18 protein-coding genes are annotated in these 20,943 nt (G+C 50.4%); 6 read left to right on the forward strand and 12 right to left on the reverse strand.

Annotation, left to right across the window (positions count from 1 at the left end; genetic code table 11):
- Window positions 1-131 precede the first annotated feature (131 nt).
- The 3 genes from GBK04_RS19445 to GBK04_RS19455 form a co-directional block, all read right to left on the reverse strand.
- Window positions 132-1,781 carry a CotH kinase family protein gene (locus tag GBK04_RS19445; RefSeq protein WP_152762538.1) on the reverse strand — a complete coding sequence of 550 codons (1,650 nt, stop codon included), beginning with the start codon at window positions 1,779-1,781 and terminating at the stop codon, window positions 132-134.
- Between the two features lie 96 nt (window positions 1,782-1,877).
- Window positions 1,878-3,596 (reverse strand): FAD-dependent oxidoreductase, encoded by a 1,719-nt coding sequence (locus GBK04_RS19450; RefSeq protein WP_152762540.1) that lies wholly within the window; start codon window positions 3,594-3,596, stop codon window positions 1,878-1,880.
- A gap of 172 nt (window positions 3,597-3,768) precedes the next feature.
- Window positions 3,769-4,368: a gluconate 2-dehydrogenase subunit 3 family protein gene (locus GBK04_RS19455; RefSeq protein WP_373331146.1), complete on the reverse strand. Its 600-nt coding sequence runs from the start codon at window positions 4,366-4,368 to the stop codon at window positions 3,769-3,771.
- 241 nt (window positions 4,369-4,609) lie between these two features.
- On the opposite strand from GBK04_RS19455, the gene GBK04_RS19460 reads away from it, so the two are divergent.
- Window positions 4,610-5,308, forward strand: coding sequence for a DsbA family oxidoreductase (locus GBK04_RS19460; RefSeq protein WP_152762542.1), 699 nt, complete (start codon window positions 4,610-4,612; stop codon window positions 5,306-5,308).
- 91 nt (window positions 5,309-5,399) lie between these two features.
- On the opposite strand, the gene GBK04_RS19465 is transcribed toward GBK04_RS19460, so the two are convergent.
- The 4 genes from GBK04_RS19465 to GBK04_RS19480 are packed head-to-tail and all read right to left on the reverse strand — an operon-like array spanning window position 5,400 to window position 9,161.
- Window positions 5,400-7,040 carry a GEVED domain-containing protein gene (locus GBK04_RS19465; protein ID WP_373331147.1) on the reverse strand — a complete coding sequence of 547 codons (1,641 nt, stop codon included), beginning with the start codon at window positions 7,038-7,040 and terminating at the stop codon, window positions 5,400-5,402.
- The gene (locus GBK04_RS19470; RefSeq protein ID WP_152762547.1) at window positions 6,941-7,792 is read right to left on the reverse strand and encodes a hypothetical protein; all 852 of its coding nucleotides are present in this window, start codon (window positions 7,790-7,792) and stop codon (window positions 6,941-6,943) included. Before GBK04_RS19470 ends, GBK04_RS19465 begins: the two co-directional genes overlap by 100 nt.
- Entirely contained in the window at window positions 7,762-8,514 is a 753-nt protein-coding gene (locus GBK04_RS19475; protein ID WP_152762549.1) for a WD40/YVTN/BNR-like repeat-containing protein, read from the reverse strand. The genes GBK04_RS19470 and GBK04_RS19475 overlap by 31 nt, the downstream gene beginning before the upstream one ends.
- A complete protein-coding gene (locus GBK04_RS19480; RefSeq protein ID WP_152762551.1) occupies window positions 8,400-9,161 on the reverse strand; it encodes a WD40/YVTN/BNR-like repeat-containing protein in 762 nt (253 codons plus the stop codon). The genes GBK04_RS19475 and GBK04_RS19480 overlap by 115 nt, the downstream gene beginning before the upstream one ends.
- 371 nt (window positions 9,162-9,532) lie before the next feature.
- On the opposite strand from GBK04_RS19480, the gene GBK04_RS19485 reads away from it, so the two are divergent.
- Window positions 9,533-10,693, forward strand: a complete 1,161-nt coding sequence (locus GBK04_RS19485; RefSeq protein ID WP_152762553.1) for a sigma-54-dependent transcriptional regulator — start codon at window positions 9,533-9,535, stop codon at window positions 10,691-10,693.
- A gap of 144 nt (window positions 10,694-10,837) precedes the next feature.
- Here GBK04_RS19485 and GBK04_RS19490 read toward each other — a convergent pair whose 3' ends face one another.
- Complete coding sequence (locus tag GBK04_RS19490; RefSeq protein ID WP_152762555.1) at window positions 10,838-11,893, reverse strand: acyl transferase; 1,056 nt, start codon at window positions 11,891-11,893, stop codon at window positions 10,838-10,840.
- Window positions 11,894-11,930: 37 nt separating this feature from the next.
- Here GBK04_RS19490 and GBK04_RS19495 point away from each other — a divergent pair, with 37 nt between their 5' ends.
- Window positions 11,931-12,461, forward strand: coding sequence for a hypothetical protein (locus GBK04_RS19495; protein WP_152762557.1), 531 nt, complete (start codon window positions 11,931-11,933; stop codon window positions 12,459-12,461).
- A 10-nt stretch (window positions 12,462-12,471) separates the two neighbouring features.
- On the opposite strand, the gene GBK04_RS19500 is transcribed toward GBK04_RS19495, so the two are convergent.
- A complete protein-coding gene (locus GBK04_RS19500) occupies window positions 12,472-13,758 on the reverse strand; it encodes a sensor histidine kinase (protein ID WP_152762559.1) in 1,287 nt (428 codons plus the stop codon).
- Between the two features lie 286 nt (window positions 13,759-14,044).
- On the opposite strand from GBK04_RS19500, the gene hemA reads away from it, so the two are divergent.
- Window positions 14,045-15,307 (forward strand): glutamyl-tRNA reductase, encoded by a 1,263-nt coding sequence (hemA, locus tag GBK04_RS19505; protein ID WP_152762561.1) that lies wholly within the window; start codon window positions 14,045-14,047, stop codon window positions 15,305-15,307.
- Between the two features lie 54 nt (window positions 15,308-15,361).
- Here hemA and GBK04_RS19510 read toward each other — a convergent pair whose 3' ends face one another.
- Entirely contained in the window at window positions 15,362-16,276 is a 915-nt protein-coding gene (locus GBK04_RS19510; RefSeq protein ID WP_152762563.1) for a hypothetical protein, read from the reverse strand.
- Between the two features lie 117 nt (window positions 16,277-16,393).
- On the opposite strand from GBK04_RS19510, the gene GBK04_RS19515 reads away from it, so the two are divergent.
- The gene (locus GBK04_RS19515; protein WP_152762565.1) at window positions 16,394-17,185 is read left to right on the forward strand and encodes a class I SAM-dependent methyltransferase; all 792 of its coding nucleotides are present in this window, start codon (window positions 16,394-16,396) and stop codon (window positions 17,183-17,185) included.
- 35 nt (window positions 17,186-17,220) lie between these two features.
- On the opposite strand, the gene GBK04_RS19520 is transcribed toward GBK04_RS19515, so the two are convergent.
- Together GBK04_RS19520 and bshA are read right to left on the reverse strand one after the other, a co-directional pair.
- The gene (locus tag GBK04_RS19520; RefSeq protein ID WP_152762567.1) at window positions 17,221-18,552 is read right to left on the reverse strand and encodes an NAD(P)/FAD-dependent oxidoreductase; all 1,332 of its coding nucleotides are present in this window, start codon (window positions 18,550-18,552) and stop codon (window positions 17,221-17,223) included.
- 78 nt (window positions 18,553-18,630) lie between these two features.
- Window positions 18,631-19,767, reverse strand: coding sequence for an N-acetyl-alpha-D-glucosaminyl L-malate synthase BshA (gene bshA / locus GBK04_RS19525; protein WP_152762569.1), 1,137 nt, complete (start codon window positions 19,765-19,767; stop codon window positions 18,631-18,633).
- Window positions 19,768-19,964: 197 nt separating this feature from the next.
- Between bshA and GBK04_RS19530 the strand changes: the two genes are divergently transcribed.
- Window positions 19,965-20,840 (forward strand): geranylgeranylglycerol-phosphate geranylgeranyltransferase, encoded by an 876-nt coding sequence (locus GBK04_RS19530; RefSeq protein ID WP_373331148.1) that lies wholly within the window; start codon window positions 19,965-19,967, stop codon window positions 20,838-20,840.
- Window positions 20,841-20,943: the final 103 nt, after the last annotated feature.

Genomic DNA, 20,943 nt, shown 5'->3' on the forward strand with positions numbered 1-20,943 from the left:
TAAATATGCAAAAGTTTTGTCGTGCTTTTTGTATTGTTTTGGATTTATACGACTTGCAATGGTACTTTGCAAGTCGTATTTTTTGTATTGTTAAGCCGTTTCTTTATTATTCTTTATAGAACGATGCTCCCTCACTCCCGCAAAATCTTCCTAACCACCATTCGTTTTCCATCTACTTCTAAGCCCAAAAACTGAACCTCAGCACTGGAGGTAGGTAGGGATTGAGTAACGAGGTGATCGCCCGGCGCGAGGTATCCTGGGGTACCTTCCCGAAGTACCCGGCCCCACAAATCGTACACCTGTACCTTTACAACAGCAGCGTGGTCCAGTCGGAATGAAACCTGTACTTCGGTGGAGGCAGGATTGGGAAATACGCTGAACTGAAAAGGCAGCACGGTGGGTTCGGTGGCGGTGATGTCGGCCCCGAAGGTCATCAGTTCCTGGTCCATCCAGGCCAAGCGGCGCGTGATCCACGCTTTGAGGTACCCTACCTCGTCTTCGTAGGTGGAGCCGACGTAGAAGTTCGGCCAAAGTTTCTGCCCGATCACCGTCCAGCGCGTGAAATTGCGGACGCGGGCCTCCTGCAACACAGTAGCCGTGGAGTCGATGTAGCGGTGGATCGTCTCGGTTTTAAGGACTGTAGGCCGCAGCGCCTGGTAGCGCAGTCGTACCTTGCGGGCAAAGTTGCGGTCTTCCAGCAGGCGGTCCCACCAGAAAGGCATCTGGAAACCATCATTCGGGCACACCCGGTTGAAATCGAAAGCCCAACCCTCGGTCTTTTCTCCGTTGCAGTAGTCGGCATTGCCGTAGGCCAGGTTATAGTCCCAGATCGGCCCCATCGTGAGCTTGCCGCCCTTGCTGTCTTTGTCCTTATAAAAAAAAGTACTGAGGCGGTAGGCGTCCACATTGCGACACACTTCGCTGAGGATGAGGTAATCTACCCACGAGTTTACATCGATGTAGCGGGCGTAACCCTGTGCGGAATCGGCGTAGGCAGGGCTTTTGAGAGTGTTCTCAAAATCAGTCACGTACTTCTTGATGTACTCGAACTGCGGCTCGGTCATATCCTCAAACTTCGGGTACTCGACCTGAATGGGAGTCGTGAATTGGGGACTGTTCGGCGGTAGGTAGGGAGAAGTCCACTGGCGCGAAACGTTCCCTTCGGTCTTGTCTATTTTCAGGATGTACCCGCCCGTCAGGGCATCCCCCAAGTTGTCTTTGGGTTCCAGTTTGGAAATATTCACCCGGTTTTTATCCCGCTTTATTTTTTCAAAAAGAATGTAGATTCCCTCGTAGGTACCATTGATGATCACTTCGCAGAACTTGTGCTGGGGCGCATAGTAGGGACTGTAACTACGGTACAGATCATACGTCAGTACATCCCGCAGCAGTGTTTTATCGTTGAAAGTGGCGTTCAGCACCCAGTCTTCTTCCGAGGGCAAACCCAGTACCGAAGCGCTTATTCCTTCGATCCCGGATGTATCGCGCAGTTCGAAGCCGTAAGGTTTCTTGGGAAAAAACATCCGCGAAGTAGATCCGCGCTGCTCGATCCCGATCTTTCCGGCGTAGGTAGGTTGGTCCGTGACCGTGTTCCGTTTGCCCGCTCCATTGTCGATTATCTTGATCGTCGCGATGATTTTGGGTTCGTTCGGAATTTCCTGGCCCTTGGTATCGATGATCAGGATCGGTAGGTTGGACGACTCCAACGTTTGCCCGAATCCGTTTGAAAAGGTGGCAAAGAGTATGGCCAGCAGGACGATTTTACGAGAGAAAGGTACCATAGGAAAGTCTTTATAAAGTGAAATGCCTCCGCCTCATGAACAAGGCGGAGGCATTTTAAAGTTTACCTACTAGGGGTTGAAGATTTACAGTGCCCTCTACACATTTTGTTTTTTCAACTCACTCACGGCATGGTCGGCGGCGCGGGCCGTCAGGGCCATGTAGGTGAGCGAAGGGTTGACGCAGGAGGCCGAAGTCATGCAGGCACCGTCGGTCACGTAGACATTTTCGGCGCCCCACACCTGATTGTGCTTGTTGAGCACCGAGTTCTTAGGGTCAGTACCCATGCGGGCGGTACCCATTTCGTGAATACCGATGCCGGGTGCTTTGGACTCGTCGTTGTACGGATTGACGTTCTTGACGCCGGCGGCTTCGAGCATTTCGGCGGCGTCGTTCATCATGTCGATACGCATTTTCTTCTCGTTATCGCCGTAGGCTGCATCAAATACCACAATGGGCATTCCCCATTTATCCGTTTCGGTCGAGAGCGTAAAGCGGTTGTCCGGGTTCGGGATCATCTCGCCGAAACCGCCCATACCCATGTTCCATTCGCCGGGTTGGGAGATTTGCGCTTTAAAATCGGCTCCGAAGCCGGCCATGCTACCGCCCCGGCTCCAGCTTTGCCGGCTGCCACCGCCCTGGTACCCAAAGCCCCGCACGTAGTCGCGCTTGTCATTGCCCCAGTTGCGGTAGCGGGGTACATAGATGCCATTGGCACGACGGCCAAAGTAGTACTTATCCTGGAAACCTTCCACGGTACCCGAGGCTCCTACCGCCAGGTGGTGGTCCATGATGTTACGGCCCAGCTGGTCGCTTTCGTTGCCGAGGCCATTGGGATGGCGGTCCGACTTGGATTTCATCAGTATGGTCGTGGACGGAATGGCCGAAGCATTCAGGAAAATTACTTTCGCAAAGTATTCCTTCACGTCGCCGGGATTGTTCTGATTGATCACCCGAACGCCCGTTGCTTTTCCGGCTTTATCGTCAAAAATAACTTCCGACACGATTGAATCGGGAAGTAAAGTCAGATTACCCGTTTTGGTAGCGGCGGGCAGGGTAGCCGACTGGGTGCTGAAATAGGCTCCATAAGGACAGCCGCGCATACACATGTTCCGGAACTGACAGGCGGCCCGGCCCAGCTCGGTGTGGAAAGCCTGTGGCTGCGTGAGGTGGGCTACCCGGCCAATGATGATCTTGCGGCCAGCGAATTTCGACTCTACATCACTCTTGATCTTAGTTTCCACGCAGTTCATCTGCATAGGCGGCAGAAACTGTCCGTCGGGTAGCACATCCAGCCCATCGCGCGAACCGCTGATACCCGCAAACTTTTCTACGTAATCGTACCAGGGCGCTATATCGTTGTAACGAATGGGCCAGTCAGTACCCAGCCCTTCCTTGGCATTGGCCTCAAAATCAGTCGCGTTCCAGCGGTAGCTCTGGCGTCCCCACAGCAGCGAGCGTCCGCCCACATGGTAGCCACGTATCCAGTCGAAACGCCGGGTTTCCTTGTAAGGATTTTCCTTATCGTTCTCGAAAAGATACCGGTGTTCTTCATTGGCAGTGTACCCCGTCCGGAACCCCGCCCAGTATTCTTCCCGGGCCATGGTGGTTGGGCGTCCGCGGTGTTCAAATTCCCAGGGAGCCAGGGTAGCCGTTTTGTAGTCGGTCACGTGCTTGATGTCACGCCCCCTTTCGAGCATGAGTACCTTCAGGCCTTTTTCGGTCAACTCTTTAGCGGCCCATCCGCCACTAATGCCCGATCCAACGACGATCGCATCGTATGTAGCTTGCTGCTTGGCTTTTATGTTTAGGTTCATCGGTTGTTTTTTAGCTTATAGCCATTGGCTGATAGCCTATGGCTTTTGAATAATTGAAATCGAAAACTCAATATGATGCTATCACATTGATTATAAGGTAAGAATAGGAGGCTATTAGCTACGAGCCATCAGCTAATAGCTTAAAATTTATAATAGCTCAAGATTTCTACACCTACATGGCCCAGGCTTTCTGGCCAGGTTCCAAGTCTATGCAGCCATCGTAACGACCCGGCACGGGCACGTACACCAGCGCTTGCTGGGCACCCTGCTCGGAGGTGAAGTACCCCAACAAAGTCAGTTCCTTCATAAGCCGGAAGAAAGGTACCCCCGGTTCTTCGAAGGACTGACCGGCCTCCTGAGCTTTTTTGCGCTCCTCGCCGATGCGGGCCAGTTCATCCATGGATTCTTTTTCGGCGGCTGTCAGCAGAGTGGTCCGTTCTTCGGCCGAGGCTTTCATGAAGTCTTTATCTTCCAGTTTGGCCAGGCCGTCCATGAAGCTTTTCTGGTCTTTTTCGTAGTAGCAGTCTTTGAGCATTTTCTGCACAAACTCGCCCACGTTGGCATCTTTGGCACCGGGGGTATCGGTTTTAGGAATAATGACTTCCGCCACTTCTGACACCAGGTTGAGCTGATCCGTATCGAAGCCAAAGCTGGCTCCGGTAGCGGCATCTTTAGTCTTGCAGCCGTCCAGAAAAGCGATTATTGTGGGAGCCGTAACGGCACTTCCCATCAACAACGCCACACGGCCAAGAGCATCACGTCTATTCATCATAATGATACTGGTAAGGGTTAACAATGAAGAATGTAAAAATACATTCGATAAATACAATAGCTACTAATATAGCCTGTTTTTTGAAAAAAAGAACGAAGCGTCGCCAATTAACTCCCCTATGGGAGCTTGCGGATTATTGGAATCAGAAGAGTTGTGTAAGGAAAGCGGAGAAGCCGATGCGATGAATTAATAGGTGCCTAAGTCCGTTAATAATAAAACGGTTTATATCAAAATTTACTCTATGAACGACCTGATAAAAGAAAAAATAACGATCGATATTGTTTCCGATGTAGTGTGTCCCTGGTGTTACGTGGGCAAAAAAAGGCTGGAATCGGCATTGAATGAGCTGGGCAATCCGGCCGATGTAGAGATCAACTGGCATCCTTTCCAGCTTGATCCCACGATTCCGGACGAAGGGCTCGACCGGAAAAAGTACTTCATCAAAAAATTTGGCGATCCGGGCCGAATTCAGCAAATGTCGGAGCATCTGACGCAGGTAGGAAAGCAGGCAGGGATCGACTTCCGGATGGATGCGATTTCGACGGCGATCAACACTTTGCCGCTGCACAAGCTGCTACACGTGGCGGGTCAGGAAGGTTTCCAGCCTGAAGCCGAAGAAATGCTGTTCAAAGCGTATTTCACGGATGGGAAAGATTTGAGAGACGAGGCTGTTTTGACGGAGCTATTCTCGCCTTACGGCTGGGATCTTGAGAAAATCGTCAGTATTCTCGCCGACGATGCTATTGGCTCTGCCGTCAGGCAGGAGATCACCCATTACCAGAGCCTGGGTGTAAGTGGGGTACCTTTCTTTATCCTTAACAACAAATATGGCATCTCGGGCGCCCAACCCGCCGAGGTGTTTGTGCAAGCGCTGGGGACGGTACGTGATGAAATGCTGCAAGCCGTGCAGGGCGAGGTATGCGGACCGGAGGGTTGCTGAGATATTCAGTGTGAGTTTTACAAAAAAAGGACCGGTTGCGCTTGCGTGACCGGTCCTTTTTTTGCCCTATTTTAAAATTTAGCGTTACTAATTATTGCCCATTGAGCAGTAAAAGACCGTTGTTGACCACATCCAGGGTTCCGTTTACCAGACTGACCTCTTTGGCACTTACGCTGAGGCCATTGATGCGCACTATGTGTCCTGGCTGGATAATAACCTTCTGATTTCCGGTGGGAGCCTGGCCTCCTACCCAGGTGGTACCCATATCCCAGTCACCGGTTTGGGCCGACACAATCACGCTGTTGTCTTCAAGGGTAATCAGGTGGTCCTCCGCTTCACCATAGGCATAGGTTTCACAGGGATCATCAACGGTGCCGTGTTCGGCATACTGCGTGCGGATGCGCAGGCGGGTCATGCCAGGGGTAGCATTGGCGGGAATAGCAAGGGTGCCTGACCAGGTATTGGAAACGGAGGTTCCCGTACTTCGATACAACCGCTCGGATACCTCGAAGGTGCCATTTCGATTCAGGTCGATCCAGATCGCGATATGCTGGGGATAGTAGGTACCTGTAGAATCAATATAGGTCTTGAAGACGAAAGGGTAGGATTGCCCCTGCGCCAGGGGTGTAGAGGTGTTGCCAAAGTAGCCAAAGCTTCCCGGCGAGCAGCCCGTATTGAAGTACGTCAGATTGGTATTGGTGAGCTGGAAATCGGCCACTACCACGCCCAGCGAGCATCCTTGACTGTAGGTAGGCACACAGTAGGCCAACGGCGATCCGCTGGTCAGGATATCGCGTTTCACGGGCAATTCGCCCGCACAAGAGGTTATCGGACCAGTCGCTTCTTTGAAAAAATAGACATCATAGTTTATACCCGGCATGAGGCCCGATACCAGAAGCGAAGCGGTGGTATTGGCGGCTGGAATATCCAGCACCCCCCATTTCAGGGCGGTTTTGTCATCGGGAGCTTTGCCGTTTTTAATCTGCTCGTTGGTAGGCACGGGGGCATTGTCGCCCAGTACCACGAAGTACGCCTTCCCCGGGGCATTCAGTGAGGCTGCTACAGTAAAGCCGTCCGGAGTTGGATCAGAAACCACGGGCATGGTCGCCGCGAACAACAGTCCTCCTTCTGAAATGGTGAACGGACCGGCTTCCACACTGAACGCCTCAGGCGCGGTGGATTTGGCCCGGATGTAGTAGTTCGATCCGACTGGCAGATCTTCGGTATCCGGGATGAGGGCCGTCACGGTGGTGGTGGCCGAGGTACCGATAAGTACCGTTCCACTGGTAAAGCTACCGCTGGAATTGGAGAGCTCTAACTGAAACTCATTCCCCTGCGAGAAGGCTCCGGTAGCGAAAATTTCAATTGGAAACGAAAGTCCCTTACAGATGCTGGCCGGTAATGTACTGGTGATTGTGAGGCTGATGGGGGCATTGGCCGTCGAGAACGCATCGGTGCTGAACATCCCCCGGCCGTGGGTACCTACGGCTACCTGTCCATCGGCAGCGCGGTAGTGCAGCCAGTCGCAGCGCACGTGTGCCAGGCTGTTGTTGATAGCGGCCCAGGTAGGGTTAGTCGCCAGGAAGTTGTTGGTCGCCCATACACCCATTTCGGTAGCCAGCATCACCTGGCTCATATCCAACTGATTGAACAGGCCGTAGCGGATAGGCATGTTGGGTAGTGTGGCATTGTCTTTGTTAAGCCAGGTAGCCCCCCGTCCTCGGTGTACCACACCGAATTGACATTATAATTAGAGATCGTCACCAGCAGCTGATTATCATTAGATCCTACCGTGATACTCGACACATTGCCTACCATGGACGAACCACTGTTGATCTGGGTAGGGGTGGCGTTGGCCTGGTTGGTATTGGTAACCCGGTACACGCCTCCGCTGCTGGTACCCACAAAAATGGTATTGGGCGATTTGGCTACTTTTATGAAAGAAGTACCCGGCAAGGCCAGGCCTAGGTCGTAGAGGTTGTTGGTGGTACCTACGTTGCGTACCACTGAAAACAGCGTGTTGTTCTGGAATGAGTACAGAATGTTGTTTTGGCTGTCATAATCCACCGGGTTAACAAATTGCCCACCCGTGCCGTAAGGGACGATCTCAGTAATGAAGGTACCATTGCCATTCAGCAGGTTGTGACTGTTGTACTGATACGACGAAATCTGCACGTTCGGATCGTCTTGATCAATAAAGCACAGCATGCCATCTCCTCCAGTTGAACTAGAACCGGCACCCAGGGCGGGCGGAGCGGCCGATAGGTGGTGGGTACCATTGTCCTGGGCGCCCGCCAGCAGGTAGTTATTACCCGCTACGTTTTTCTGAGCGATGGAGTAATACTGGGTAATATTATAATTCTTATTGCGGCTACCGTAATTGAGCGAATTAGTGGTTGTGGCGGTATTGCCGGCAGAAGAAGAATAGTAAATCCCTCCATCATTGCCCAATATCACACCATCGGGTGTGCCCGGACGGAACACGATGGCGTGTTGGTCCGGATGCGTATACCCGTAGTTGAGTACATCCGCCCAAGTAGAACCGCCATTGAACGAGCGGGTGATGCTGGTACCCCCGCGTATAGGAAGTTGGAATTGGTGGGATGCACGGCCAGTATCAGATCGTACCAGCCCTGTCCGCCCGTGAAGTGATCCCCTCCTGTGTAAGTAGGTATGGTTACAGAAGCCCAGGTACTACCTGCATTGGTCGATTTTCTGAACAGTTGGATGTCTTTGGCGGAAGAAACGGAAGTGGGCGGGTCGTAGCGAATCGCAATATACACCACCTGGCTCGAACCCGAAGTAGAGGGAGCAAGTGCGATTTCTACCCTCGAACCATTGGCTCCGCTTGGGGTGATATTTGTCCAGGTTGAGCCGTTATCTACTGATTTATAAAGTTTTCCGCTTCCATTTCCGACGAATAAGTGCCCATAGCCGGCATATAGGACGCCATCCACCCCGATTTCCAGGTCGGACACAAAATTAAAATATCCCGTGCCCGGCTGATGCACAAACGACCAGTTGACTCCCCCGTCGGTCGATTTTACCATGCCATACTGGGTGCCTGCAAATACCGTCCCACTAGCATTCACTACAATATCCTGCACATTCTGGAAGGCACCCCCGAGAGTCGTATAACTCCCCCCACAGTAGGTATGGTACTGTTGAGCCTGTTCCAGGTACCACCTCCGTCCGTGGTTTTCCATATTCCGCCTCCTCGAACAGCATCTACATTTCCGTACCCTTCACCCGTCCCTGCGTACATGATCTGCGGATTGGTAGGATCGTAGGCCAAGCTGCTGATAGCCAGATTCTCCCAAAAATCATCCACATTTTGCCAGCTTGAATTGGCATCCGTTATGTCATTGTTGAACCAAAGTCCCCCAGCTACGCCTCCCGCCCATACCTTCTTTTTAGTAGCATCATTGGGATCAAACAGAATGGCCCGTGTGCGGCCTCCGATGTTGTTGGGCCCCCGCTCAGTCCAGACGGTGGCCGACAGGTTGAACTGTGGTTGGCTAAGGGTACCCTGTATTTCCTGGCGTGAGTTTTCGAGTTGCTCGTAGGGTACCCGCTTGGTGTCAGGGTCCATTGTAATCACTATTTCGTGTTTTTCGCGTAGCTCGGGCTGGTCTTCGTTCCTATCGGCAGGGACGGCCTTCAAAAGCTGATAGTCAGGATCGCTCTCAAGGTAGGTCTGAAAGGCTTTCCGTCGTTCGTCGGCCTGCGCCTTCTGTTGAGTGTTTTTTGACGGACCCGGAACAGGAATTGGAAGACTCTGGGCGAGGGTAGTGGAGGCAAGCCCCCAGCTCAGCAGGCTTCCGATAAAATAGTGGCGTAGTGTTTTATTCATAGTTGAATTGCGTCGAATGAACCCAGGGGACCGTGAACTTTAAATATAAAGTAATCGCCTGTAAAGGTGACATAAAATTTATTATAAGGCGAACCAATCATAAGCAATTGATCCTGTAATTTATTAATAATACTGTCAATTCTTTTCAATAATTGGCTTTGTAAGTTACAAGACAGGGAATGTATGAAACCTTTATTTGTGCTAAGAATGAGCTTCTCAATACGAATTCCCGAATTCTGCCTGAAATTTCATTTACTTTCGCTGGATGGGGGATACATAAAGAAAATCAGGTTGGAAGGGGTATAATGTTCAATCTTTTCTAATTTTGAAAAAACGATAGCGACTACATCTATTTTAAAGCCCCAAAACTTATGGTCAAAATTATCATCATAGATGATGAAGATAATATTCGCGAGGCACTGCGGGATATTCTTGAATACGAAGGCTACGAAGTGGATGAAGCCCGGGATGGTGAAGAGGGACTTAGAAAAATAAAAAATGACAATTACTATGTGGCTCTCTGCGATCTGGCGATGCCTAAGCTTGGAGGGCTTGATCTGCTACTCAAAGCCGGCGAAGCCGGCCGGAGCACCCAGTTTATTATGATTACCGCTTACGGTAATATCGAAAACGCGGTGGAAGCTACCAAGCGTGGGGCCTTTGATTTCGTGAGCAAGCCCCCCGATCTCAACCGTCTGTTGATCAGCGTAAGGAATGCGATTGAGAAATACAAGCTGGTTTCGGAAACAAGTGAGCTTAAAAGACGGATTTACAAGATCTACGAAATGGTAGGCGACTCGGATGCTATCCGGCGCGTGAAGGAATCCGTAGATCGGGTGGCACCTACCGAGGCCAGGGTACTGGTGACGGGGCCTAACGGTTCGGGCAAGGAACTGGTAGCCAAGCAAATTCACGGTAAAAGCTCCCGGGCTCACATGCCACTGGTGGAAGTCAACTGCGCTGCCATTCCGGGCGAGCTCATCGAAAGTGAGTTATTCGGGCACGAAAAAGGCGCCTTTACCTCAGCTATCAAGCAACGCATTGGCAAGTTTGAACAGGCCAACACGGGTACCATTTTTCTGGACGAGATCGGGGATATGAGCCTGTCGGCTCAGGCCAAAGTACTGCGGGCTTTGCAGGAAAACAAGATTACGCGCGTGGGTGGCGAAAAAGAGGTGAAAGTGAATGTGAGGGTAATTGCCGCTACTAATAAGGACCTGCGAAAGGAAATTCAGGAAGGTAATTTTCGCGAAGACCTTTTCCACCGTTTGAGCGTGATAGTGATTCATGTGCCACCCCTGACGGAGCGCCGCGAGGATATACCGCTACTGGCCAACAAATTTCTGTGCGATATCGCCGATGAGTACAATAGCTCGGTGAAGGAGATTTTGCCCGAAGCTATGGAGTACCTTAAATCATTGTCCTGGACGGGCAATGTCCGCGAACTCCGCAACGTAGTGGAGCGACTAGTCATCTTGTGCGGCGATAAAATCAACCTCGACGATGTGAAGACTTACGCCGGGCAAGTGTAGTTGTTTTTTTGTTTTTTGTTGAATTGTTTTTCACCTCATTTGAGGATAAACGGCTGACAATCAGTAGAATATGATCCAATTCGAGCTTTCTTTACACAAAACACAAAACACAAAACACAAAACACAAAACACAAAACACAAAAATCACAAAGCCATCAGATTGCAGCCCCGGACGTCGGAATTATCAAACCTACCCATGACGTAAAACGAATCTTTTTCAGGCCCAAACCGACCCAAATCCTGGGTTTCGATGAAGCTGCACGAATCCAGGTTACCCAGATCCACGACATTGATACCGCCGGTACCTTCAAATCCGCCATATGCATGTACCTCGAACGGGTCATTGGGGTCTCGGAGCAGTACACGCATCGTGGCTCCGGGTCGGAAAAGTCCTGCCCCTGACGAATAACTCTGAGAAAGAAGTTCGGTCATGCCATATTCCGAATGAATCCGGGGCAAATTCAGTTTTTCCATCAGTACATCGTGTACCTCTTCGCGCAGCATTTCACGGCGGCGGCCCTTCATGCCCCCGGTTTCCATCACAATCAGGTTTGGCAATTGTTGTAGAAACGAAAAATCAATAGCACTTTCCGCCCAATCCAACAGGGCGAAGGTGACACCCAGCACCAGTACCTGCCGTTTGTCCTCGGAGTTTGTAGCCAGTGAACGGAGTTGGGTAGTTAGGGCGGTGGTATCGTGCAGGTAAAATCCCGAAAAAGGTGAGCCGGTCTGGTCAATAAAATGCCGGACCATATACACCAAAGACGAATTGTTTCGTTCAAGGTAGGAAGGTAGCAGGGCTAATATGTGAAAGTGATTCAGCGGCCCGTATTCCTGCTCGAAAATGCGCTGACTGAGGGACTGGTAGAGGAATGCATCATAGAGCGGGTGGACGCTGTACGTGGAGCTGGTAGTACCACTACTTTCAAAATTGACCGCCGGAACGGGCGGCTGGCCGGTTCGGATAGTGTGGTGCTTGAAGAATTGAATGGGGAGATGAGGGACCTCTGCCAGCCGTTCGGGGCGGTCATTTTGATGATTAAGATGGGCCAGATAGGCATGGTACACGGGATTATGGTCGGCCTGATACCGGAACACCCGCAGGGCCACCTCTTCAAATGTGGCGGGGGTGACCTCACGTATCTGGCGGCGGAGAATGTGCCGGTATTCCGATAAACGGCTATTGCTTGCTGATTCCAATCCTGTTACTTTCGTGAATAAAAATTTCAAATATACTATGCGTTACCCGTTTTTCGCCGGGCTGTTCCTGATTCTGGGGCTTTCAAGCTGCATCGACACACCCAATTTTGACGACACACCCAGCATTCAGTTCAATAACATCGACAAGTTTACGGTTCCAGATCCTTTTTCGGGGCCAACCGCCAAAAAGGACTCGGTGGTTATCACAATCGATTTTGAAGATGGTGATGGTGATCTGGGGGTATCGCCCGAGGAGCGTGACACCAATGCGCTCAATACCATCTATAAGGAATGGGGGAATTACGAATTGACTATCTTGAAAAAAGATGCCAATGGGAGTTTCCAGGAGCTACCTTCTTCGGTTACCAGTAAGCTCTTTTTCCCAACATTGAAACGGGACGGAAAACCAGGCCCCATCAAAGGGAAGCTAGATCTTTCCCAGACGTATTTTTATTCGCGGTTTTCCAAACTTAGCGTAGTGAAGTTCAAAGTACGGATTCGTGATCGTGCCCTGCGGGCCAGCAATGTTGTCGAAACCGATACGATTTCGGTACCTATCGATCAATAACGCATCCGACTTATACGCCTGCCTTGCCGGCTATCTGCATCACAATCCTGAAGGTAGTGCCTTTTCCCAGTTCAGAACTTTTCACGAAGAGTCTGCCGTCGTGGTAGTTTTCGATGATTCGTTTGGCCAAAGTCAGGCCCAGTCCCCAGCCCCGCTTTTTGGTACTGAATCCCGGACGGAATATCTTGGCAACATTGGCCTTGCTCATACCCTTGCCGTTATCCTGGATGTCGATGATTACTTCATTCTGAGCTATCATGGGTACGAGCGAAATCTTGATTTCACCTACCCCGCCCATTGCATCCACGGCATTCTTGCAAATATTTTCCACCACCCATTCGAAAAGGTTACGGTTGAGTAGCACCGTTTGACCTTCGTTGAGCTGATCATCGATGAAGAACTTCACTTTGGACGAGACACGCCGCTGTAGGTACTTGATGAAACCGGCTACCACTTCGGCTACTTTTTCTTCTTTCAGCGTCGGCACGGAGCCGATATTGGAAAAGCGCGTCGTAATCATTTCGAGCCTTTGGACATCCTTCTCAATTTCTTCCGCGATGGAAGGATCCATGTCGGGATCGGAACGGAAGTACTCGGTCCAGGCCATGAGCGACGAAAGCGGGGTACCCAACTGATGGGCGGTTTCCTTCGCCAGTCCTACCCACACCTGATTCTGCTCGGCCTTCCGGGCTGAACTAAACGCCAGGTAAGCCAGGAAACCGATGATGAAGATACCTGACAGCTGAATATAGGGGTAGTAACGCAGCTGCGTGAGCAAGAAGGAGTTACTGTAGTAAACGTTTCCGATTCGCCCCTCGCCCAACTCCACGGGAATAGGACTATGCTGTGCCTTCATTTTGGCCAGATTTTCCTCGATCAGCCGTTCCTGGGTTTCAGGGCTGGCGTTGGTCGGGAAGGCCAGATTGTTATGGGCAGCGGGCATATTGTTTTCATCGACATAAATAGCCGGAATCTCGTAAAACGTGTTGGCCTCCCGGATCATTTCCATGATTCCATTCAGGTCCTCGTCGTAGTCGCTGTTAATGGCGTACCGCAGGGATTCGGCAAATAGCTTCACCTGTCGCAGTTCCCGTTCTTCCAGTTTTCCCACGAGGTTGTTGGTATAAAAAAGCGAACCGATACTGATCAGAAACAGATTGAAGCCGATTACAAATTTGTAGATGTTCTTTTGCCCATACGAATCCAATAACGAACGACGCAGCTTCAGGCTATTAAGCAGAGCCACAGGCTGCATACGAAATCCAGTGCGCTCGGGTTTGACTTGGGGTCCATTCATAAATTGGTAAAGCCAGAAGCTGGCTTTTGAGTACAAAAGGAGGGTAGAATGCTTTACTCAGTATAACGTTTAAAAGCATGAAATGCTGTTTTTAAACCAAATTTTCGTTGCTTCATCAGTTTAGCAAATGACTTGGGTCATAGTTTCTTCTACCTTTCGGTGTGAATTTAGCAGAAATATTTTAGAACAATTTATATAGCTTCTAAATAAACTTATCCGGTTTGCACGCCGTTTCGTATTGTAAAGATTGTAGCGTAAATTTGCCCTTAGAATTCAGAATAGCCTAATGTACAATCAGTTCAAGTCCGTAAGTATCTCATACCGAACCGCTCCTTTGGAAATCAGGGAGCAAATTGCACTAAACGAAGAAGAGGCCAAAGCTCTGATGCTGCGCCTGAAGGAGTTCTTCGAAGTGTCCGACGTACTGGTGGTATCCACCTGCAACCGAACCGAGATTTACTACACTTCCTCCAAGAACCTGAATGCTGATTTGATTATGCTGTTGCTCGTTCACAAAGGTCTGACGGACACAGAGTACTACACCCCCTACTTTGAGAATTATACTGGTGGCGATGATGCTGTCCGGCACCTGTTCGAAGTGGCCACGGGCTTGCACTCGCAAGTAGTGGGCGACATGCAGATTCCTAATCAGATCAAGCAGGCCTATCAGTGGGCGGCCGATATGAATATGGCGGGGCCCTTCCTGCACCGCCTGATGCATACCATATTTTTTGCCAACAAACGCGTGGCGCAGGAAACCTGCTTCCGTGATGGGGCGGCTTCGATATCCTATGCAGCGGTGGAACTGGTAGAAACTCTCACTCTGAATCCGAAAATACTGGTTGTGGGTCTGGGCGAAATCGGAACCGATGTGTGCAAAAATCTGACTCAGAAGGAAAGCGTAGACATTACGCTGATCAACCGTACCCGCGCCAAAGCCGAGCGACTGGCCCAAAACCGGGGATACCGCGTAGCCGACTTTGAGGATATGGAGGCGGAACTTCGACGCGCCGACGTGATTATTTCTTCGCTTAAACTCGATCAGCCTTTTTTCACCAGAACGATGGTGAAATCCCTGGGTGGACTTACCTACAAATACTTCATCGATCTTTCGGTGCCCCGTAGCGTGGAGCCGGAGGTAGAGCAGGTAGCTGGTATGATGCTGTACAATATCGACACGATCCGTGCCCGCGCCAACGCCGCACTGGCCCGTCGGCTCGATGCCGTTCCCGCGGTACGTACCATCATCGAGGAATCCATCGCCGAATTCAACGACTGGTCGAAGGAAATGATCGTTTCACCTACGATCAACAAACTCAAAAATGCCCTCGAACAAATTCGGCAAGAGGAAATGGCGCGCTTTACCAAATCTCTTTCCGAAGAAGAAGCCATTAAGATGGATCGCATCACGTCCAGCATGATGCAGAAGATCATCAAACTTCCTGTACTACAACTTAAAGCCGCCTGCAAGCGTGGTGAAGCCGAAACTCTCATCGACGTACTCAACGATCTTTTCAATTTGGAAAAGAAAACGGAGGTAGGTTCTTAAATCGTCATCCCAGACTTTTCTATTTGTTTCGCTTAGTAGCCGGACTCCCAGAATTTAGTTCAGCCCTAATTCCTGATAGGAAATTAGCAGTATGGCAACCACCGCCAGTGCTAACCCCAGTCGATTCAGTGGATTGAGTTTTTCACGGAACAGCAGCCAGGCCGCTGCAGCGGAGGCCATCATGGTCAGAATGTTGTAAATCGGGAAGACAAACGCTGCACTATTGCCAAATGCTCCCAGGGCTTTGAGCAAAAAATAAAAAGACAGAAAATTAGGTACCCCCAGAATGAGTCCGCCCACCAGACTGCGGCTCGAAACGCGTTCGTGTTTGAAAAGTACCCTTCCTAAAAGCAGCAAGGTACCCACTATCACTGCGCCAATACAGGAAATGACCATAAAAATCGTGACTTCCTCAGGTCGATAGTAACTCATACTCAAATAATTGATCAGGGTATTGTTAGTGCCGCTCGCCAGGAATGTCAGGAGGGGTAGCAGTAGAACCAGCCCGCTGAGTGGAACTTCAATAAGTCCAGGTCGAGTCTCCGGTTTTTTCTGAATGGCTCCCAGGGCCAAGGCCACGAGGGCCAGTACTAGGCCCAGGTAGTTCCAGATGGTGAATAGCTTATTGGCATTTTTGAAAACAAACAAGCCAAAGAGAACAGGAATGACCAGCGACATGTTGGCCGCCAGCGAAGCGGCTGTGACGCTCACTTTTTGAGTAGTTTGGCCAATAAGTACAAAGGCTACAACGAACATCGTCCCCAATGCCAGTGTGAGGAGCGTAGCGTTGGAAGTCCATTCAACCCGGGCATACCGACCTAAATCCGGAGACAGGATCAGACCCGTCGCAACGCAGGAGTAATAATTAAACACTATGGCATGAAAGGACTGTACCTGGTAGCGGGGGTAGGCCCGCATGATCAGGTACAAGGCTACCGTAAATACTACGGATAGAAGGAAATAGAACATGGGGAAGCCTTGAAATCAGGAGTTCGCGATTTTGACTTTTAAAACAGGGCATTATTTTTGTTATTATGAAATAAAATCTCGAAATCATAGCTACACAAATCTCCCTCAGGTAGTTTTATGAAACGGCTCAAAGACACAATCACTCTATACTTAGGGGCACTTCGCCGGATCGGATTCACAATGACACTGGGGCTCGCCCAGGAAGATGCCCGCCAAAGGTTGCTCTCACTCTACCAGGTATACGCTCCGATGATACCCGATGAGGATTTTACCCCCCAAGACCTTTACATTATTCCTAAAACCGATATTCTGGAACTTCTGGACAATGACTCGGCTATTTATGAAGGGGTAAATGAATGTGGATTCGGATATACGACCGAATTTGAGCTGAAAGTAATCAGCAACCTGGTGAATCATTTCAAGCCGAAGAAAATTTTTGAAATTGGTACCTTCGAAGGGCGGACCACGTTGAATATGGCCCTGAATGCCAGGAAGGCTGAAATCGTTACGTTGGATCTTCCCAGTGAGGAGTTAGCAAACACCAAGATGAAAATTGCCGTGGGAGAAGCACGGTACGTAAAGAAACAACGCTCGGGTGAGCGTTTCCTGGACCACCCTGTACGCTCACAGATTACGCAGGTTTATGGTGATTCGGCCACCTTTGATTTTTCGCCCTATCACAAATCCATGGATATGGTCTTCATCGATGGTTCTCATGCGTACGAATACGTGTTAAACGACACCCGAAGGGCATTCGACATTCTTGCGCCCGGAGGCATCATTTTGTGGCATGACTACACCAATTGGGAGGGAGTACGTGATGCTCTGAATGAATTGTATCAGGGCGATTCCCGCTGTCACGGCATCCGGCATATTGGGGGCACTAGTATTGCCATTTTACAAGTGTAGACTGGCCTTCGGGCCAGTCTACAGCATCAGTTTCTCTACCGGATTTCCTCTAATTCTTTATTGTTTTCAGTCTCGTTAATTTCCGAAGGTAGGGGCTTGGGACGGATAATGAGACGCAGGGATTGGTCGTAGGTGATATAGTTCCAGATCCAATTGATGAACACAAGCAGGCGATTCTTGACTCCGACAATGGAAACTAGGTGAACGAACATCCACACAAGCCAGGCAAAAAAGCCCTGGAACTTCCAAAAGGGCAGATCCACCACCGCCAGATTACGCCCCACGGTAGCCATGGTACCCAGGTCACGGTACTGGAAAGGTTCGAAGGGCTTGCCATCCAATTTCCGCTTCAGATTTTTGGTCAGGTGCTTGGCCTGTTGAATCGCTACCTGAGCCAGTTGGGGATGTCCTTCAGGGTACTTGTCATCACCGGTCATGGTTGCCACATCGCCCAGGGCATATACCGTATCGAAGCCGGCTACCTGACTAAAAGCATTAACTTTTAAGCGACCACCGCGGCCGAGCGTTTCAGGAGCGAAGCCACCCAGCGGACATGCTTTCACGCCAGCAGCCCACACGAGGTTGGTGGTATATAGTTTCAGCCCCTGTTTGGTCAATACCTCCTGACCGTCGAAGCTGGTAACGACTTGCCCAGTCATTACGATTACTCCCAGTTCATCCAAGTACTTTCGGGCTTTGGCTGAGGCTTCGTCCGACATCACGCCAAGTACGTCAGGGCTACCTTCCAGCAGGTAAATTTGCATGGAATCGAAGTCCAGGTCGGGGTAATCCTTGGGCAGGATAAATTTTTTCATTTCGGCCAGGGTACCTGCCAATTCTACCCCCGTGGGGCCGCCACCTACCACTACCACATTCAGTAGCGCGTCCCGCTCAGCCTGGGTTTCGGCCGATACCGCCTCTTCAAAATTCTGCAGCATCCGATTGCGTAGCGCCAGTGCTTCCGACACCGATTTCATCGGAATAGAGCGGGCGGCAATCTCCTTCATGCCATAATAATTCGTGTCAGCCCCCGTGGCGATAACCAACTCATCGAAGGTGATCGTACCCAGACCGGTTTCTATGGACTTCTGGTCGGGATTGATACGGTGCACTTGTGTAATACGAATATGGACGTTTTTGCACGACTGAAATATTTTCCGCAAAGGGAAAGAGATAGAACTGGGCTCTAGCCCCGCCGTGGCCACTTGATAGAACAGGGGCTGGAATTGATGGTAATTGTTCCTGTCGAGCAGCACAATCTGTACGTCGGAATGCTTGGAAAGCCGCTGTGCGATTTCCAAGCCTGCAAATCCGGCTCCAACGATGACAATCCGTTTTTTATCGGTCTGGGGAATATTGGGTAGCATGGTTTCTCTGAATTTAAGGATGAGGTTCCATTAGGAACACAATCCGTACACCCAAAAGGTTCATGCCAGCGTACCTAATCAAACAGTTGCCCGACTAGCTTCTAAAATGCCTTCGTAATATTTTTCGTATAGCGGCAGTACACGGGTGATATCGAATTCTTTAGCCCGTGCTAAGGCATTCTCCTTGAAGGTAGGTAAGTTTTCGTCTTTCAGTATGATGACGGCATTTTTCACCATATCGTCCACATCACCCAGATCGCTTAAGAAGCCCGTCACACCTTGCACGTTCAGTTCGGGTAAGCCGCCTACGTTGGTCGTAATGAGAGGTACCTCACAAGCAAGGGCTTCCAAAGCCGCCAGGCCAAAACTTTCGCTTTCGGAAGGCATCAGGAACAAGTCTGCCACGGAAAGTACCTCCTCGATGGCGTCGAGCTTGCCCAGGAACCGCACGTCAGAAAACATCCCCAGTTCCATACACATTTTTTCGATGCGGGCCCGGTCGGGACCATCGCCTACGAGCAGTAGTTTACTAGGTACCTGTTGACGCAATTTATGGAAAATCATAACGACATCGTCGATACGCTTCACTTTGCGGAAATTGGACGTATGGACGATCAGTTTTTCGTCGTTCGGACAGATCGCCAACTTGAAATGATCCTTCTTCTGCCGTTTGAAGCGTTCCAGGTCTATGAAGTTGGGAATAACCTCAATATCTTTGGTAACGGCAAAATGCCGGTAGGTATCCGCCTTCAGGAATTCTGAAACAGCCGTGATGCCGTCGGACTGATTGATGCTGAAGGTTACGACGGGCTCGTAGGAAGAGTCCTTGCCGACCAGCGTTATGTCCGTACCATGCAGCGTGGTGATTACCGGAATATGGATGCCCTGCGCGGCCAGAATCTGCTTGGCCAGGTAGGCCGACGACGCATGGGGAATGGCGTAATGCACGTGTAGCAAGTCCAGTTTCATGTATTTGGCCACATGCACCATTTCGCTCGACAGCGCCGACTCATAGGGAGGGTACTGAAACAACGGGTAAGCCGGAATATTGACTTCGTGGTAATAGAGGTTTTCATTGAAGAAATCAAGCCGCTGCGGTTGCGAGTACGTGATAAAGTGCACCTGATGTCCCACTTTGGCCAGCGCCTTGCCCAGTTCGGTGGCTATTACGCCACTGCCCCCGAAGGTCGGGTAACAAACAATACCGATTTTCATAATTAGGAGTTAAAGGACACGCCCGGAAAGTCAAATTTTATCCCGTATGTCGAACTAGTTAGTTTGGTTTTGGATTAGTAACACCAAAAGGCAGCGTTTTTATTCCAAACCCCCGTATAAAGATTTTGTTAACCCGGCCGGTGCGATTTTTGAATCGGCTCAGGATCTAAATTTGACTTCTAATTCCCTCTGATCCCGTGGCTACTCAGCGCAACTTCACGCTCCGCAACTATACCGAAGGTTTTCTTCGGCTGATTCGGGTGCGTAATTTGCTCATCGTGGTGCTCACGCAGTACCTGACCCGTATTTTGCTCGTGGGGCCAAGGGCTGAATGGCGCCAGCTCCTGGCCGATCCTCGGATGCTGGTACTAAGTGTTTCTACAGTATGCATTGCGGCCGCAGGCTACATTATCAACGATTATTTCGATGTCAAGATCGACATTGTCAATAAGCCCGAGCGGGTCATCATCGGTCGGTACCTCAAGCGGCGGGTGGCGATGGGAGCCCACCAGTTCCTTAATGTGACGGGCGTTTTTCTGGGTTTACTGGTGAGCAAATGGGTTTTTTTAATGAATGTCTTTTGCGTCACGCTGCTCTGGTTTTACTCCGAGCGTTTCAAGCGGGCACCCTTCATTGGCAATCTGGTCGTTTCGCTGCTGACCGCCCTGAGCCTGGTAGTGATCACGATCGTCTATCCCAATAACCGGCACCTGGTGCTGATTTATGCCCTTTTCTCATTTTTTATTACGCTGGTCCGCGAGATCATTAAGGACATGGAGGATGTACGCGGCGATGAAACCCACGGCTGTCGCACCTTGCCGATTGTATGGGGAGTCCGGCGCACCAAGCTATTCGTGTATTTTTTGGTGGCTGGTTTTATCTGTACCCTCTATCTCATGGCGCATTCTCTCGACAACCTTGCCCTGGGTTGGCTCTTTACCCTATTGCTGATTCCTATTGCCTGGTTGGTCTATCGGCTGGTGTTCTCCGACACCCGCCGGGAATTCGCCCAGTTGAGCAGCCTTTGCAAAGCGATCATGTTGTTGGGGCTGACCACCATGCTTTGGGCGTGACTGGCTAGGCTGAGTGTACCGTTTACTGGATTGCGGTTGTCACCTAGCTGCCCGGTAGGTATATTAGGCGGAGTTTTTGTTTCGTGCACAATTAAATACGTGA

The sequence above is a fragment of the Salmonirosea aquatica genome, assembly GCF_009296315.1.
Taxonomy (GTDB): domain Bacteria; phylum Bacteroidota; class Bacteroidia; order Cytophagales; family Spirosomataceae; genus Salmonirosea; species Salmonirosea aquatica.

What these genes read in the sequence shown, in the direction of transcription:
- GBK04_RS19510 (WP_152762563.1), bottom strand. Translation starts at nt 16,276, where the DNA reads ATGTTCTATTTCCTTCTATCCGTAGTATTTACGGTAGCCTTGTACCTG.
- bshA (WP_152762569.1), bottom strand. Translation starts at nt 19,767, where the DNA reads ATGAAAATCGGTATTGTTTGTTACCCGACCTTCGGGGGCAGTGGCGTA.
- GBK04_RS19480 (WP_152762551.1), bottom strand. Translation starts at nt 9,161, where the DNA reads ATGAATAAAACACTACGCCACTATTTTATCGGAAGCCTGCTGAGCTGG.
- GBK04_RS19515 (WP_152762565.1), top strand. Translation starts at nt 16,394, where the DNA reads ATGAAACGGCTCAAAGACACAATCACTCTATACTTAGGGGCACTTCGC.
- GBK04_RS19520 (WP_152762567.1), bottom strand. Translation starts at nt 18,552, where the DNA reads ATGCTACCCAATATTCCCCAGACCGATAAAAAACGGATTGTCATCGTT.
- GBK04_RS19455 (WP_373331146.1), bottom strand. Translation starts at nt 4,368, where the DNA reads ATGATGAATAGACGTGATGCTCTTGGCCGTGTGGCGTTGTTGATGGGA.
- GBK04_RS19445 (WP_152762538.1), bottom strand. Translation starts at nt 1,781, where the DNA reads ATGGTACCTTTCTCTCGTAAAATCGTCCTGCTGGCCATACTCTTTGCC.
- GBK04_RS19450 (WP_152762540.1), bottom strand. Translation starts at nt 3,596, where the DNA reads ATGAACCTAAACATAAAAGCCAAGCAGCAAGCTACATACGATGCGATC.
- GBK04_RS19475 (WP_152762549.1), bottom strand. Translation starts at nt 8,514, where the DNA reads ATGGAAAACCACGGACGGAGGTGGTACCTGGAACAGGCTCAACAGTAC.
- GBK04_RS19500 (WP_152762559.1), bottom strand. Translation starts at nt 13,758, where the DNA reads ATGAATGGACCCCAAGTCAAACCCGAGCGCACTGGATTTCGTATGCAG.
- hemA (WP_152762561.1), top strand. Translation starts at nt 14,045, where the DNA reads ATGTACAATCAGTTCAAGTCCGTAAGTATCTCATACCGAACCGCTCCT.
- GBK04_RS19460 (WP_152762542.1), top strand. Translation starts at nt 4,610, where the DNA reads ATGAACGACCTGATAAAAGAAAAAATAACGATCGATATTGTTTCCGAT.
- GBK04_RS19485 (WP_152762553.1), top strand. Translation starts at nt 9,533, where the DNA reads ATGGTCAAAATTATCATCATAGATGATGAAGATAATATTCGCGAGGCA.
- GBK04_RS19495 (WP_152762557.1), top strand. Translation starts at nt 11,931, where the DNA reads ATGCGTTACCCGTTTTTCGCCGGGCTGTTCCTGATTCTGGGGCTTTCA.